General features: G+C 38.6%; 14 protein-coding genes. 12 read left to right on the top strand and 2 right to left on the bottom strand.

What is annotated here, in order from left to right:
• The first annotated feature begins 22 nt into the window (after nucleotides 1-22).
• From HNQ98_RS08385 to HNQ98_RS08375, 3 genes are all read left to right on the top strand, one after another.
• Nucleotides 23-1,231 (top strand): MFS transporter, encoded by a 1,209-nt coding sequence (locus HNQ98_RS08385; protein ID WP_014973551.1) that lies wholly within the window; start codon nucleotides 23-25, stop codon nucleotides 1,229-1,231.
• A 32-nt stretch (nucleotides 1,232-1,263) separates the two neighbouring features.
• On the top strand, nucleotides 1,264-1,668 hold the full coding sequence (locus tag HNQ98_RS08380) for a GtrA family protein (RefSeq protein WP_019040460.1): 405 nt from the start codon (nucleotides 1,264-1,266) through the stop codon (nucleotides 1,666-1,668).
• 127 nt (nucleotides 1,669-1,795) lie between these two features.
• A complete protein-coding gene (locus HNQ98_RS08375) occupies nucleotides 1,796-2,059 on the top strand; it encodes a bacteriocin immunity family protein (protein WP_019040459.1) in 264 nt (87 codons plus the stop codon).
• Between the two features lie 108 nt (nucleotides 2,060-2,167).
• Here HNQ98_RS08375 and HNQ98_RS08370 read toward each other — a convergent pair whose 3' ends face one another.
• Nucleotides 2,168-2,959, bottom strand: a complete 792-nt coding sequence (locus HNQ98_RS08370; RefSeq protein WP_135197228.1) for a DUF975 family protein — start codon at nucleotides 2,957-2,959, stop codon at nucleotides 2,168-2,170.
• Nucleotides 2,960-3,343: 384 nt separating this feature from the next.
• Between HNQ98_RS08370 and tyrS the strand changes: the two genes are divergently transcribed.
• The 6 genes from tyrS to asp3 all read left to right on the top strand — a co-directional run bounded on the left by tyrS (nucleotide 3,344) and on the right by asp3 (nucleotide 10,751).
• A complete protein-coding gene (gene tyrS, locus HNQ98_RS08365; RefSeq protein WP_135197229.1) occupies nucleotides 3,344-4,591 on the top strand; it encodes a tyrosine--tRNA ligase in 1,248 nt (415 codons plus the stop codon).
• 60 nt (nucleotides 4,592-4,651) lie between these two features.
• On the top strand, nucleotides 4,652-5,641 hold the full coding sequence (locus tag HNQ98_RS08360; RefSeq protein WP_135197230.1) for a D-2-hydroxyacid dehydrogenase: 990 nt from the start codon (nucleotides 4,652-4,654) through the stop codon (nucleotides 5,639-5,641).
• A gap of 8 nt (nucleotides 5,642-5,649) precedes the next feature.
• The gene (locus HNQ98_RS08355) at nucleotides 5,650-6,513 is read left to right on the top strand and encodes an NAD(P)-dependent oxidoreductase (protein ID WP_184285045.1); all 864 of its coding nucleotides are present in this window, start codon (nucleotides 5,650-5,652) and stop codon (nucleotides 6,511-6,513) included.
• A gap of 180 nt (nucleotides 6,514-6,693) precedes the next feature.
• Nucleotides 6,694-8,181: an accessory Sec system protein Asp1 gene (gene asp1 / locus HNQ98_RS08350; RefSeq protein WP_135197232.1), complete on the top strand. Its 1,488-nt coding sequence runs from the start codon at nucleotides 6,694-6,696 to the stop codon at nucleotides 8,179-8,181.
• Nucleotides 8,182-9,708 (top strand): accessory Sec system protein Asp2, encoded by a 1,527-nt coding sequence (gene asp2, locus HNQ98_RS08345; protein ID WP_135197233.1) that lies wholly within the window; start codon nucleotides 8,182-8,184, stop codon nucleotides 9,706-9,708. It abuts the gene before it with no gap.
• Between the two features lie 5 nt (nucleotides 9,709-9,713).
• Complete coding sequence (gene asp3, locus HNQ98_RS08340) at nucleotides 9,714-10,751, top strand: accessory Sec system protein Asp3 (RefSeq protein WP_135197234.1); 1,038 nt, start codon at nucleotides 9,714-9,716, stop codon at nucleotides 10,749-10,751.
• Here the strand turns inward: asp3 and HNQ98_RS08335 are convergent.
• Entirely contained in the window at nucleotides 10,748-11,116 is a 369-nt protein-coding gene (locus HNQ98_RS08335) for a PaaI family thioesterase (RefSeq protein ID WP_135197235.1), read from the bottom strand. The genes asp3 and HNQ98_RS08335 overlap by 4 nt on opposite strands.
• A gap of 37 nt (nucleotides 11,117-11,153) precedes the next feature.
• Here HNQ98_RS08335 and menB point away from each other — a divergent pair, with 37 nt between their 5' ends.
• From menB to HNQ98_RS08320, 3 genes are all read left to right on the top strand, one after another.
• Complete coding sequence (gene menB / locus HNQ98_RS08330) at nucleotides 11,154-11,987, top strand: 1,4-dihydroxy-2-naphthoyl-CoA synthase (RefSeq protein WP_135197236.1); 834 nt, start codon at nucleotides 11,154-11,156, stop codon at nucleotides 11,985-11,987.
• A gap of 101 nt (nucleotides 11,988-12,088) precedes the next feature.
• Nucleotides 12,089-12,877 (top strand): carbon-nitrogen family hydrolase, encoded by a 789-nt coding sequence (locus tag HNQ98_RS08325; protein ID WP_135198090.1) that lies wholly within the window; start codon nucleotides 12,089-12,091, stop codon nucleotides 12,875-12,877.
• A gap of 8 nt (nucleotides 12,878-12,885) precedes the next feature.
• Complete coding sequence (locus HNQ98_RS08320; RefSeq protein ID WP_135197237.1) at nucleotides 12,886-14,067, top strand: pyridoxal phosphate-dependent aminotransferase; 1,182 nt, start codon at nucleotides 12,886-12,888, stop codon at nucleotides 14,065-14,067.
• Nucleotides 14,068-14,177: the final 110 nt, after the last annotated feature.

Genomic DNA, 14,177 nt, shown 5'->3' with positions numbered 1-14,177 from the left:
GTTTAATTTAGGAGAGTTTAAGATGACTGGAATTATAAAAAATAGTCAGAATAGTAGCCGTAATTTGCGATTGCGGCTTGTAGTTTATTTAAATTACATCGTCCAAGGGTTTGCGTTAATTATTTTGGCACAAACTGTGCAACAATTGAGTACATTGTGGCAGGCTTCTATTGCTAGTACCACTGCTGTTGTTTCGGCAATTGGGATTGGAAAATTGATAGCTTATCCAATTTTAGGTGAGTTATCTGACCACTTAAATCGCAAAAAATTATTGATGGTTGCGGCTGTCCTGTACTTGCTGTTTTTTACGATATTACCACTAACACATACTGTCTTTTTTGCCATTATCATAACAACATTAGCTGGATTAGGTAATGCCGCTTTAGATGCTGTGGCATATCCAACATTGTTAGAAATTAACCACGGTAATTCAAGTGGTAACGTGCTGATTAAAGCAATGATTTCATTGGGTGAAGGTATATTGCCGATTGTGTTAGTAGCCATTATGAATCGTGATATGTGGTTTGGTTGGTTATATTGGTTAGCCACAGCGATACTACTCGTGAATCTTATCCTCATGGCAACCATCAGTTCTGATAATTTCTATGTTGCAAAACCAAGTAAAAAAGTGGCGGTTAACACAAAGGACGCTACTTGGCAGTGGGATACAACAAAAATATTGTTTTTGATTTATGGTTTTAGTTCGATGTGGTTAATGATTCACTTTACTCAGTGGATTACTCGTTATTTTCATGTTGTACAATCATTTTCAACTGTTAATGCGCATTTGCTGATGAGTTTCTACAGCGTGGGGTCATTAGTCGGGGTCGGCTTGCTCTTTTTAATTACAAATCGAAGCTGGATTAAAGAAGCGAACTTACTGATAGTGACAGCTTTAGGGACACTATTAGGACTGAGTGTTGTGGTGTTGAGTCATGATATGAGGAGTGCTAGTATTGGTTGTTTCATTTTTGGTATATCTGCTGCGGGTGGTTCCTTGCAATTAGGATTGAGTCAGTTAATCACACGTTATCCTAAATTTTCTGGGCGTCTTACAGGACTTTATTTCTTTTTTGGTAGTATTGCGTTCTTCGTGATGCCAATTGTAACTGGCTTTTTTGCTACGAACCATCTACCAAGCATCATGTCAAGTTTGTTAGCCGTTGCTGGTTTGAATTTGGGTATTGTCCTATTTAATTTTTACCACTCACGCCGACAAAATTTGAAGTAGCACCAGGCTTTGTAGAGAATAGGGGGAACAATATGCAAAGAATAAACCAATACCGTACTGTGAGTTTATACCTTATATTTGGTGTGTTGACCACCATTATTAATATTCTTTCTTATTACATGTTATTAGAATGGCATGTTAATATTCAAGTGGCTGTCGTGATTTCTTGGTTATTATCAATACTATTTGCTTATAGCACTAACAAAATTTGGGTTTTTCAATCATCGTCACAATCATTTCGTGGCATTATTCGAGAAATGAGTCTGTTTTTTTCAGCTCGCGTTATCACATTACTAGTTGAGATGATTATTATTTGGTTTGGTGTACAGTTACTACGACAAAATCCAATTGTGTGGAAAATAATTGATAATATTGTCGTTGTATTAGTTAATTATATATTCAGTCAACGCGTTATTTTTCAGACTAAAACATCTTAGTTTTCAGCTTGAGATGTGACAATGTATGCTTTACGGCAAAATAAAACAAGTGTACAATATATGCCAATAGTGCTGGATAACTCACTTGAATGTGAGTGACAGGAAAGTTACTTGAGGGGGAATCATAATGAATTCAAAAAAGAGACAAGGTAAAGAGCAGCTATTGTTAAATGAGGCATATGACCTGATTTTAAATCCTAAGACATTAGAGAAAGAACGTATTGCGCTATTGTCATTTAAAAATGCGATTGAATCAGGTAAGAATTTTGAGAGTGCGTTGATGCATTTGGTAAAGACGGTAAAAGAATTAGCAGTTTCGCAGCTAGACCACCGTTCAAAATTGAGTCCAGCTGTCAATAAATTTTACATAGTTATTGCCACTACGGGATAAATCGAGAACTGAGGTAGTGTGTTTTTAGATAGCGAGCTGATGAATGATATTAAAAAGGCGCAACGTTATTAGTAACTAAACTAATAACGTTGCGCCTTTTTATAATACCTATAAAATTGTTGTTTTGGTTGGTTCTGGTGCCGTAGCGCGTAGTGCAATATAAAATTCTGAACGTAAGACAAGAATATAAGGTAAAGTAAATAAATTAGCGATACCAAAAGTGATCAAATTTAATATATACCAGCCAATCAGACTAATATACATGACAAAGAGTTGACCTTTGTAACCGTAGATTAATGATTGAGATGATTTGATGTAGGCGTTAGCACTTTTAATTGGGCGACCAGCACGTAAATCGTCACGGTATAGGTACAGGGCTTGAGAATAAGAAAAGCTTTTGATGATACCTGGGACAATTAATAAGAAAGACCATAGTGTAATATATAAGGCACGCAACAACACAATGCGGAAAGCAACACCAGTCAGCAACTGAAGACCGGCTCTAATTGGATCATGAGGTAATCTATCATCATCGCGCCAATCTATTAAGCCACTAATTGCACTTTCAGTGAAGAAATCACTAATAGCTGTTAATATGATACCGATCAATAAAGTAATAAATAGAACAAGCAAGCCAATGATTAAGATGACAAACCAATTATCATTTAAAAAATGGACTAATTCGTTTGATGAAATATTATAGTTGGCACCATTTGGTAAGGTACCTTCAATGTTGACATGATTTTGATAGGATCTGGTGTCAATAATAGTTGTTTGATGATTTATAGTCACACCAAATACTGTAAAAATCATAGGGATGAGTGATATTAAAAAAACGGTTTTAAAATGTTTAGTTACGCGTAGCCATGCGTGGCGTTTAATATAATGGGTGGTTATCATAATTAGTCGTCATTCTCCTTAAGTTAATGACATCATAACAACAAAAGAGAGCTGGTGCAAGGACTGGTACTGGTATTTTTTGGCTAGGCAATCGAAAATATACTTTTTAAAATTACCGCTCAAACTATTTATCTGCTATAATAAAACCATCATTAGTTGATAAAGATATATCAGGCGCGAAATCAAGAGAGTTAGTGGTTGCTGTAAACTAATCCGCGGATATTATCGAGTTACGCAACATAAAAAACACATGACGTATGCCGCGATAAGGCGATTTAAGTGGTGAGTCCGATGACTTACAATTTAGGTGGTACCACGGTTAAAGCCGTCCTATTTTATTGATGAATAAAATAGGACGGCTTTTTCGTGAATAAGGAGATAGATATGAATTTTATTGAAGATTTAAAATGGCGCGGTGCGCTTAATCAAGTGACTGATGAAGCTGGTTTGTTAGAAGCCATGCAATCAGGACAAATCGGGGCTTATGTTGGCACAGACCCAACAGCTGATTCTTTACATTTGGGACATTTAATTCCTTTTATGGTACTTAAACGTTTTCAGAATGCTGGCGGTAAAGCAGTGATTATTGTTGGTGGCGCTACTGGTTCTATTGGTGATCCGCGCCCAACAACTGAGCGCCAGTTATTGAGTCAAGAACAGTTGTTAATCAATGAAAAAGGTATTACAACACAAGTTACGAAGTTATTTGGGGACGATAATACGACCATTGTTAATAATAACGACTGGCTAGGTAAATTAACATTAACTGACTTTTTACGTGATTATGGTAAGTTATTTTCTATCAATGTCATGTTGAAAAAAGATGTTGTTGCTTCACGTTTGGAATCAGGTATTTCTTTCACAGAATTCACTTACCAAATTTTGCAAGCAATTGACTTTCATGAATTATGGCGTCGTGAGAATGTGCAATTGCAAATTGGTGGTTCGGATCAATGGGGAAATATCACATCAGGTGTTGATTTAATTCATTCACTTGAAGGTAGTGACGCCAATGCGTACGGGTTAACAATTCCTTTGATGACAGATGCAACAGGTAAAAAATTTGGTAAGTCAGAAGGTAACGCCATCTGGTTAAATCCTGAGAAGACATCGCCATACACTTTCTATCAATTCTGGTTGAATCAAAGTGACGAAGACGTTGTGAAATATCTGAAATACTTTACTTTTTTGGCACCAGATGAAATTGATACCTTAGCACAAACTGTTAAAACCGATCCTGGTGCGCGTGAAGCACAACGTCGTTTGGCGCAAGAAGTGACACGATTTGTTCATGGTCAAGCAGCGGTTGAGGAAGCAGAAGCATTATCAAAGGCGTTGTTTAATGGGGATGTAGCTGAGTTATCAGCAGCACAAATTGCTGATGCCTTTGGTGGGGTACCTAGTTTTGATACAGCGGCTGAAGTTAAGAATGTTGTTGATTTCTTGGTGGCTGGTGGTGTGGAAAAATCAAAACGCCAAGCACGTGAAGATGTCATGAATGGCGCAATTACTGTAAATGGTGATAAGATGACAGACGTCACAGCAGACATTGATCCTTCGACACATTACGATGGTCAATTTGTACTAGTCCGTCGAGGTAAGAAAAAGTATTTCTTAGGTAAAGTGAAGTAAGAAGGCGTACACTTTAGGCGAGCGTTTTTAGATATATTGTGGATGAAAAGGAGCTTGAATATGAAAATTTTAATGTATAATGCCGTTGAAGAAGAAGTACCTTTTATGACAGCTTGGTCAACTAAAACTGGGCATGAAGTTGTGAGAGAAGTTGGCCCATTATCTGAAGATAATGTTGATTTAGCAAAAGAATTTGATGCGGTCTCTAGTCAACAAACCACAGCGATTCCGGCAATAGTTTACAAAAAATTAAATGAATACGGTATTAAGCAAATTGCCTTGCGTCAAGTAGGGTATGATGTTTTTGATTTACCAGCTGCTTTTGAAAACCATATTCGTTTGTCTAATGTTGCGGCTTATTCTCCCCGTGCGATTGCTGAATATACTTTGACACAACTTTTTAATGTATTGCGTCACAGCAAAAAGTTTGACCGAGCCATGGCAACTGGTGATTATACTTGGGCTGCTGGTGGTCAAGCGCGTGAAATTTATCAGTTAACAGTTGCAGTAATTGGTGTTGGTCGTATTGGTACGGCTTTTGCCCAAATGCTGCATGCATTGGGAGCCAAAGTATTAGGAGTGGATCCAGTGTATCATGCACAAAATGAGGCATTTGTTGAGTACACGACATTGGACGATGCTTTATCACGTGCCAATGTTATTAGTTTTCATACACCATTAAATGATGAAACACGTGGGTTAGCTGATCAAAACTTTTTTGACAAAATTCAACCTGGTACAATTATGTTGAATATGTCACGAGGCGAAGTAGTTGATATGACTGCTTTAGAAAATGCTTTATTGTCAGGTCAATTATATGGTGCGGCGTTTGATGTAACACCAAACGAAAATGAATTTATGGATCAAAAGCAGTCACTATCCGACCTACCTGAAAACATTCAACGGTTGACCGAGTTGGACAATTTCTATTTATCACCACATATTGCTTTTTATACCAATACAGCCATTAAGAACATGGTGGAAATAGCCTTAAACGATGCGGTTACCCTAGCAAATGATGGTTACACGGAAAATGAAATTTTGAGGTGAAAAAGCTTATGCATATTGGATTTATTGGGACAGGCGTTATGGGTACTGGCATCATCAATAATTTATTGCAGGCGGGGCACCAGGTAACTGTTTATAATCGTACGCCAGCCAAAGCGGAGCCAGTTCTTGCTCATGGTGCCGTATGGGCAGAAACACCGAAAGCGGTTACCCAGCAGTCGCAGATTACTTTTACGATGGTTGGTTATCCACGTGATGTTGAAGAAGTTTGGCTGAGTAAAAATGGTGTCTTTGCGGGTGCGAGTCGAGGGGATATTTTAGTTGATATGACGACTTCTACCCCAAAATTAGCTGAACAATTGGCCCAAAAAGGTGAATCATTAGGTTTTCAAGTCTTAGATTCCCCAGTTTCTGGTGGTGATATTGGGGCTAAAAATGGCACGTTATCGATCATGGTCGGTGGTAAGACAGCAACATTCGAGGCATTGCGCCCTGTGCTGAAAGACATTGGCCAGCAAATTGTACATGCAGGTTCAGCTGGTAAAGGCCAGCATATGAAAATGAGCAACAATATCGGTGTAGCGGCGACTGTGATTACAATGGCTGAATCGATGGTATATGCCAAAGCTGCTGGATTGGATATGACATCAGCTTACAATGTCTGGCGTGCTGGTGCTGCCGGTTCTTGGTCAGTGGATAATTATATGCCCCGTGTTATGACAGGTGATTATGCTGCGGGATTTTATGCGAAGCATTTGCTTAAAGATCTACGCATCGCTTTGGATTCAGCAGCCGAAATGCACATTGAGTTACCTAGCACCAAGTTAGCTGAAAGCTTATTTGAGAAACTGAGTCAGGATCACGGTGATGAAGGTGTGCAAGCCATCGTTAAATTATGGCAGCAGTTCCAGTAAATGGGTGGGTTTTGTCTATCATGTTTCACGTGAAACATATTTTATTATGACTCATTTCAAAAATTATGAGAATAATTGGTATAATAGTTTTATATCGATAGGTTTGATGGTAAGCAAAGTCGAGCAACTTTGCTACCAATTTTAAAAGGCGCGTATGCGCCGTACATAAAGAGGTTATACATGACATTGCATATTATTCCCGATTGGCATGATTACAGCATGATATTGCCAGAATTTAATGATTCTATTCACCAAGCACAGCTTTTTCTATCACAAAATCAACAAGTAGAATTAATTTTAGTTGATTTTTTACCTAATTTACGTGGTATTCTAGCAGAAAAAAATATTGAAGCTGTATCGACATGGTCCGTATATGATTTTTTGCAGCAAATACGATTGCAGGCGGTCAAACCTGTAGCTTTAATGGATTTTTCTTGGCCTGCTGGTGCGCAGTTTATTGATTTGCCAGATCGTATTATTGTTCGCGTAGCGGATGCACATTATGCCACTGTCTGGTTAGATATGTTAACACGTTCTCGTTTTGAACGTATTGATTTAATGAGTGATAATCAACGTATACAAGAATTAATGATTGATGATCGCGGGTTTGTGTCGCGTGTGACAAGTTTTGATAAAGAGAATCACAGCGCTACAAAAGTGGATTATTTGACACCGAGCGGACAAATAGCAATGCAACAAGATCTTGAAACAGGTCACGTGGTAACAAAACAACTTTGGACAATGCAAACACATTTTGATAATTTATCACAAGTGTTAGCTGCTGCATTAAATTATCACTTGCAGCATGTGCCCGAGACAGATTATCTCATTTTTGCTCAGAGCCAACTTACTCAGTTTTTGGTTAAACATGTGTCACCCCAACAACCGACTATCTTCAGTTATCAAGCACAACGTACTAGGGCACAATTAGAACGTCATGTCTTGCTGGAAAAACCCGAACAAGTTGACTTGTCTGTTGTAGATACATTAAAACAATCAGAAATTATTGTAAAGCATGGCTATCAGTCTGATGATATGACGGTTATTCCACCTTATGTTACGGACATAAAAGCGAGTTCTCAGGCAACAATGCCAATCGTTCCGATTTATTGGTCAGCGAAAGAATTAACAGTGGCAGTATTTTCAATAGTAAGTCAGATAGTGGCGCATTATTCAAATGTTATATTATTGGTTGAGACGTCCCAAAATCATGAAGTATATGATGATATGATTGAGGCAGCAAGTTTGTCAGCAACTAATGAGCATGGTCTTATTGATGAAAATAGTCAGCAGTCCTACAAAGCTCGCTTTCAGTTTTTACCACCACAAAATGAAGCTAGCCGTCAGCGTTATATGAGCAATGTACGACTATTGATTGATCTTGACGACATACCAGATCATCATTTGCAGGCAACAGCATTAACTTATGGCATACCACAAATTAACCGCGTTCAAACAGACTATATGGTGCCCAGAGGAAACGGTCAGTTAGTCACAAACGACGAACAAATACCAACAGCATTACATTTTTATCTTGATGACTATGCTAACGTTGATAAATCCAGAGCAGTTACAATTGAAATGAGTCAGGCGTCAAATGAGGAAATGCTTTGGATTAAATGGCAGCAAGTTTTCAATAAAATCAAACAAGGGGGTCATCAGAAGTAAATGTCAAATATTTCAGTTCTTCAAATTGGATCCGATGATTGGACCCCTAAAATGCAGTCAAAAGATATTGACTGGCAATATACATCTATTTTAGATTTACCGACGATGTTAGCCTTTCAAAAAGACCCTTATGTCTTGGAGCAAAGCTATGTTGTGCTGACAGACGACGTGTTAGACAGTACATTATTATCTAGCCAGCTCGATGCTTGGCCACCATTACGAACCCTATATTTCGCGCATGAAGTCACACCTGAATTTCAAGCTGTTTTGGATGAACGACGTGCCTTCTTGATCCAAGAGAATACACCTGAAGCAATCACTAAATGTATCCAAAACGACCTATCTTCCGAACAAATTGGTTTTTCAACGCGTTTTAGTGAAGCACAATTTTTACTACTGCCACCAGAAGGCATTCATTTTAAACGTGAAGGGCGATTTTCAGCACAATATAGTGGTAACTTTGGTTTGGAATGGCAACAGATTGGAACACTTCAAACTTATGAGACTGATTTTACCTCAACACAAGCAAATTTAGTTTGGTTAGACTACAGTCAAACAGGGTCAGTTGAAGTACAAGTGCAATTTGTTTTTTATAAAGATAATGATATTCAAACGATACAGGTTATCGAAGGTGCAGCCTTGCGTGAACTGACAACAGTGGGGGGGTTGCAGGATTATCAAGCTTATCAAATTCTTGTTTTTGCACGAGGAGAGGGATTAATTGACTTGCATGCCCTACATCAACGACGGTCAAGACATGGATTGGGGATGCTGTTACCGGGGGATGATTGGCATTTAACCACTGAAAATGAAGAAATATTAAGTTACTTTAATCCAGGTGACCGTCAGGCACCGCTTATTGTCAATTTCTCTGGTTTACGTTTACATGGCGATGCTTTTGAAATGAAAACATCTCTAGATGAATTAGGGACACCCTACTTACTATTTACCGATTCAAGAATACAAGGTGGCGCCTTTGATATTGGGACACCCGTTTATCAACAAGCAGTGATTGACATGATTAAAAAGGCGATGGCAACATTAAATTTGAAGCCAGAAGATGTCATTCTAACAGGCGGTTCCATGGGGAGTTTTCCGGCACTGTATTATGCTGCTGATATTAAACCTAGCACCGTTATGATAGCCAAACCAATCCTGAATTTAGGAACATTTACTAGTCAGGCAGAATTTGCACAACTTTTCAACCAAGATTGGATATTGGATGTACGACGTTATTTAGTTGGGCGTATGAATCCAGAGGATACAGAAGAATTGGATCAACGACTCTGGCAACATATTCAAAATGTTGATTGGTCAAAGATCAAAATATCATTATTCACGATGTCGCAAGATGAATATGATGGTAATAGTTTGCTGCAATTAAATGATTTTTTTACAGCACAACAAGCTACAGTAACTCATGTGACAGCAGTCGGTAGTCACACCGATAAAATCCCAGAAATGATCAGTTTTTTTATGACAGAACTTAAAAAGGCAAGAGATAATATGCGTCAGGAGGACCAGTAATACTTATGCAATATCACATGTATTGGACACCGCAAACGCAATTACATCAGTTACAAGGTGCGACGGTAGATTTTAAGTCTGTCAACGACGTTTATTACGAACATTACTTTTTACCAAGTGGTCAAATTATTGCAACTTGGCATTCTCAACAATATTATGTTGGTGAAAAACGCATATCGGATCTACCACGGTTATTAAAGGGACAAACTTATACCATTGCGCGTCATATTGATAATAGTGAGCGCATGTTTGCTTATTTAGTGGTTACTTTTTTTGACAAAGATCACCAACCATTGCTAACAAATAGTCAAAATAGTGACGAAGTAACGATTACAGTGCCAAATGAGTATGCTTTTTACACAATTGATTTAGTTTCTGCAGGTAATGGTAGTTTTGTTTTCCATGATTTCGTGATACGCCCACACAAAAAAGGCATTCTGCGTGATGATGATGAGACATTGGCACCAAGATTGTACAGTTACTTGCAACAACCGAAAAAAATCATGACAAAAACTTTGCGTGTGATTTTTTCTGAACCAGAGCGATATGTGACTGATTATATGTCTGATTGGGTTAAACTCACGCATCAAGCGGTACAGTATATCGCTAGTAGTGAATTTGATGCTGGCTTCTATCGGGCAAACGAAAATGCCATTATGACAGCAATTAAAAAAGCACGTAAGCAAGCTCACGCACATCAAGTCGAATTTATTGGCTATGGTCCGATATCTAGTTATGCTGCTTTGTATTATCAAAGTCAATTCAAGGGTGGCCTTGCTGTTATTAGTGAAGATGTGGATCTAGCACCAACGCCAACATTAGCTATCACACGGTCAGTCGAGGGCGTTAACTATCTTCGTAATCCAATGATGCCTAACGATACGATTAAATTACTGATTAAACAGCCACAGGCTGAAAGATTAGCCACGTTAGACTATGACACACCAACACCTGAAGAATTACAAAGACAAAATGAATTGAAAGCAATGCAGTCAAAAAACAAGCCACTACGCAATTTTTTCAAAAAAGATAGTCATAACTAACGTGTTTTGTTCATCAGCGTCACAGTACTAATGCTTGTTTGCTGTTTGTGCTGACTTTCAATAACAGTTACCGACCAAATCTGTAGCGTACGGCCGATATTGATCGGCGTCGCAGTAGCGATTAGATGTCCAGATTTGACGGCTTTTAAATGGTGTGTGTGTATATCGACACCGACAGGTATCTGATTCTCAGATGTTGCTTCATTTGCACCTAGTGATGCAGCTGTTTCAGCAATGAGGGCATTAACACCACCGTGCACAATACCAAATGGTTGCATCAATTTATCACTGACGTCAACTTCGACAATTATTTTTTCTGCTGATAATAAGGTAGTTTTTAATCCCAAAAGTTCTATAATATTCATAAGAACAAAATTCCCCTTTCTGAATGGAGTATAACACATGACAACTTGGAACGCCGTAAAACAATATGATGAAATTTTATTTGAAACAAATGCTGATGGTGAAAATCCTGGTAAAATTGCTCAAATCACAATGAATGATGTCGCAACTCACAATGCGTTTACCCCAGGTATGGTAACTGAAATGATTGAAGCTTTTACGATTGCGCGTGATGATAATAATATCGGTGTCATTATTTTGACGGGTGCCGGTGATCAAGCGTTTTCATCAGGTGGCAACCAAAAAGTCCGTGGTAACGGGGGTTACGTTGGATCCGATGGCATTCCACGCTTGAATGTGTTAGATTTACAACGTCTGATGCGTATCATCCCAAAGCCAATTATTGCGATGGTTAAAGGTTGGTCAGTTGGTGGTGGTAATATTTTGCAGCTTGTGGCAGATTTAACGATTGCTGCTGATAACGCTAAATTTGGGCAAACAGGGCCAATGGTTGGTTCGTTTGATGCAGGCTATGGATCAGGTTACTTAGCCCGTGTCATCGGACATAAGCGCGCCAAGGAAGTTTGGTTCTTAAATCATTTTTATACAGCCCAAGAAGCCTATCAAATGAATTGGATTAACAAGGTTGTCCCACTAGCAGAAGTTGAAAAAGCAACAATAGAATGGGCGGATGAGATGTTAACTAAGTCACCAACGGCATTGCGCTTTATTAAGGCAGCTATGAATGCCGATACAGACGGGTTAGCTGGGTTGCAACAATTTGCTGGTGATGCGACGATGCTATATTATACAAGTGATGAAGCCAAAGAAGGCCGTGACGCATTCAAAGAAAAGCGCGACCCTAACTTTGATCAATTTCCCAAGTTTCCTTAAAACGCCGTTGGCGTTTTTTATTTGATTAAAATGAATAAAAAATCATTTAATTTGACAAAACGTCTCATTTAATGCAGAATAACACACAAGAGGTAACATTCATGAAATTAAAAATTGCGATTGCGCAGATTGATATTGCGTTAGGACGGCCCCAAATTAACCAAAAAACAATCACAGATTATGCCAAAAAAGCTGCAGACGCGGGTGCTGATGTTTTAATTTATCCTGAAATGTGGAATACAGGTTATGCATTGACTGCATTGGATACTTTGGCGGATGTGGATGGTGTTAATAGTCAACAGGTATTAAGTCAATTAGCCAAAACTTATCAACTTAATATTATTGGCGGATCTGTTGCTATTTTGCGTGATGGTGATTTCTATAACACGATGTATATTTTTGACAAGAATGGCCAAAAAGTTCAAGAATATGATAAATTACATTTATTTGGATTAATGAATGAAGGCCAGTATATAACTTCGGGCACTAAAACTAATAGCTTTAAGCTTGCTGGTGTCCCTTCAGCTGGTGCCATTTGTTATGATATCCGATTTCCTGAGTGGTTACGAACAATTATGGCGCCAGGTCCACAAGAAATTTTGTATATTGCGGCACAATGGCCAATTCAACGTATTAATCAATGGCAAATTTTGTTACAAGCACGTGCTATTGAAAACCAAGCATTTGTTGTGGCAGCTAATCGTGTCGGATATGATGATCATAATGTTTTCGGTGGAAGTTCGCTCATTATTGATCCGTTGGGGCGTATCGTACAACAGGCTGGTGAAGAGGAAACGCTACTAGTGGCAGAGATTAATACTAATGACGAACAAGATGTTCGCGGTGAAATACCAGTATTTTCAGATCGTCGTCCAGAGTTATATCAATAGGTGAAAATATGCATTTTGAAAAATCAGAGTTACTTAAAACATTGCCAAAGCAGTTTTTTGCATCATTAGTTGCTAAAGTGAATGCCAAAATTTCAGCAGGCGCTGATGTGATTAATCTTGGCCAGGGGAACCCTGACCAACCGACACCTGAATACATTGTCCGAGCAATGCAAGAAGCAACAGCCAATAGTGGGGATCATAAGTATTCTCTTTTTCGTGGTGAGCATCGCTTGAAACAAGCTATTGTTGATTTTTATAAAGAAGAATATGGTGTAACGTTAAATCCTGAAACAGAAGTAGCCATTCTAGCTGGGAGTAAGATTGGTTTAGTAGAATTACCATGGGCGCTGATGAATCCGGGTGAAACGTTATTATTACCTAATCCTGGGTACCCGGATTATTTATCAGGTGCTGCTTTAGGGCAAGTGCATTGTGATTTCTTGCCATTGACGCGTGAAAACGATTTCCTTGTTGATTACACAGCAATTGATTCGGAAACTGCGAAAAAAGCAAAATTCTTATACCTGAATTATCCTAATAATCCAACTGGTGCAGTAGCGACAGATCATTTTTATGAAGAAACAGTCAATTTTGCGGTTAATAATGAAGTAGGTATCGTATCAGATTTTGCATATGGTGCCATCGGATTTGATGGATACAAACCACTATCTTTTTTGCAAACAGCCGGTGCCAAGGATGTTGGTATTGAAACCTATACCTTTTCAAAGACTTTTAATATGGCAGGATGGCGAATAGGTTTTGCTGTTGGTAATGCAGATATGATCGAGGCAATTAATGTCATACAAGATCACTTGTTTGTTTCATTATTTCCAGCTATTCAAGATGCAGCAGTCGAAGCATTGACAAATATCTCTGAACGTCAAAAAGCTATTGTAAAGTTGAATACTGTCTATCAAAAACGACGTGATGCTTTTGTGAACGCAGTGAGAGCATATGGGTGGGAACCCTATGTACCTAAAGGTGCATTTTATGTTTTAATGCCAGTACCCAAAGGGTATAGTTCTGCAGAATTTGCAGAACTCTTGTTGGAAGAGGCAAACGTGGCGGTAGCCGATGCCTCTGGATTTGGGGATGCTGGAGAAGGTTATATAAGAGTTGGGTTAACAATTGACGAGGCCAGATTAATTGAAGCAGCTGAACGCATTGGTAAACTGCAAATTTTCAAATAGATAAAACATGAACGGGAGTAAGCGGTAATGAGGGAAACCGAGAGAAAAAGCGAACGGAAGAGGGGGATAGAGAGAAAGAGTAAGGGAAAGAAAAAGAGTGAGAGAAAGAG

The sequence above is a fragment of the Leuconostoc carnosum genome (assembly GCF_014207505.1).
Lineage (GTDB): Bacteria > Bacillota > Bacilli > Lactobacillales > Lactobacillaceae > Leuconostoc > Leuconostoc carnosum.
Note: the sequence above shows the minus strand (reverse complement) of the source record. Positions and strands in the feature narration are given on the sequence as shown.

What these genes read in the sequence shown, in the direction of transcription:
- HNQ98_RS08320 (WP_135197237.1), top strand. Translation starts at nt 12,886, where the DNA reads ATGCATTTTGAAAAATCAGAGTTACTTAAAACATTGCCAAAGCAGTTT.
- menB (WP_135197236.1), top strand. Translation starts at nt 11,154, where the DNA reads ATGACAACTTGGAACGCCGTAAAACAATATGATGAAATTTTATTTGAA.
- HNQ98_RS08360 (WP_135197230.1), top strand. Translation starts at nt 4,652, where the DNA reads ATGAAAATTTTAATGTATAATGCCGTTGAAGAAGAAGTACCTTTTATG.
- HNQ98_RS08380 (WP_019040460.1), top strand. Translation starts at nt 1,264, where the DNA reads ATGCAAAGAATAAACCAATACCGTACTGTGAGTTTATACCTTATATTT.
- HNQ98_RS08355 (WP_184285045.1), top strand. Translation starts at nt 5,650, where the DNA reads ATGCATATTGGATTTATTGGGACAGGCGTTATGGGTACTGGCATCATC.
- asp2 (WP_135197233.1), top strand. Translation starts at nt 8,182, where the DNA reads ATGTCAAATATTTCAGTTCTTCAAATTGGATCCGATGATTGGACCCCT.
- HNQ98_RS08325 (WP_135198090.1), top strand. Translation starts at nt 12,089, where the DNA reads ATGAAATTAAAAATTGCGATTGCGCAGATTGATATTGCGTTAGGACGG.
- HNQ98_RS08370 (WP_135197228.1), bottom strand. Translation starts at nt 2,959, where the DNA reads ATGATAACCACCCATTATATTAAACGCCACGCATGGCTACGCGTAACT.
- HNQ98_RS08385 (WP_014973551.1), top strand. Translation starts at nt 23, where the DNA reads ATGACTGGAATTATAAAAAATAGTCAGAATAGTAGCCGTAATTTGCGA.
- asp3 (WP_135197234.1), top strand. Translation starts at nt 9,714, where the DNA reads ATGCAATATCACATGTATTGGACACCGCAAACGCAATTACATCAGTTA.
- asp1 (WP_135197232.1), top strand. Translation starts at nt 6,694, where the DNA reads ATGACATTGCATATTATTCCCGATTGGCATGATTACAGCATGATATTG.
- HNQ98_RS08375 (WP_019040459.1), top strand. Translation starts at nt 1,796, where the DNA reads ATGAATTCAAAAAAGAGACAAGGTAAAGAGCAGCTATTGTTAAATGAG.
- HNQ98_RS08335 (WP_135197235.1), bottom strand. Translation starts at nt 11,116, where the DNA reads ATGAATATTATAGAACTTTTGGGATTAAAAACTACCTTATTATCAGCA.
- tyrS (WP_135197229.1), top strand. Translation starts at nt 3,344, where the DNA reads ATGAATTTTATTGAAGATTTAAAATGGCGCGGTGCGCTTAATCAAGTG.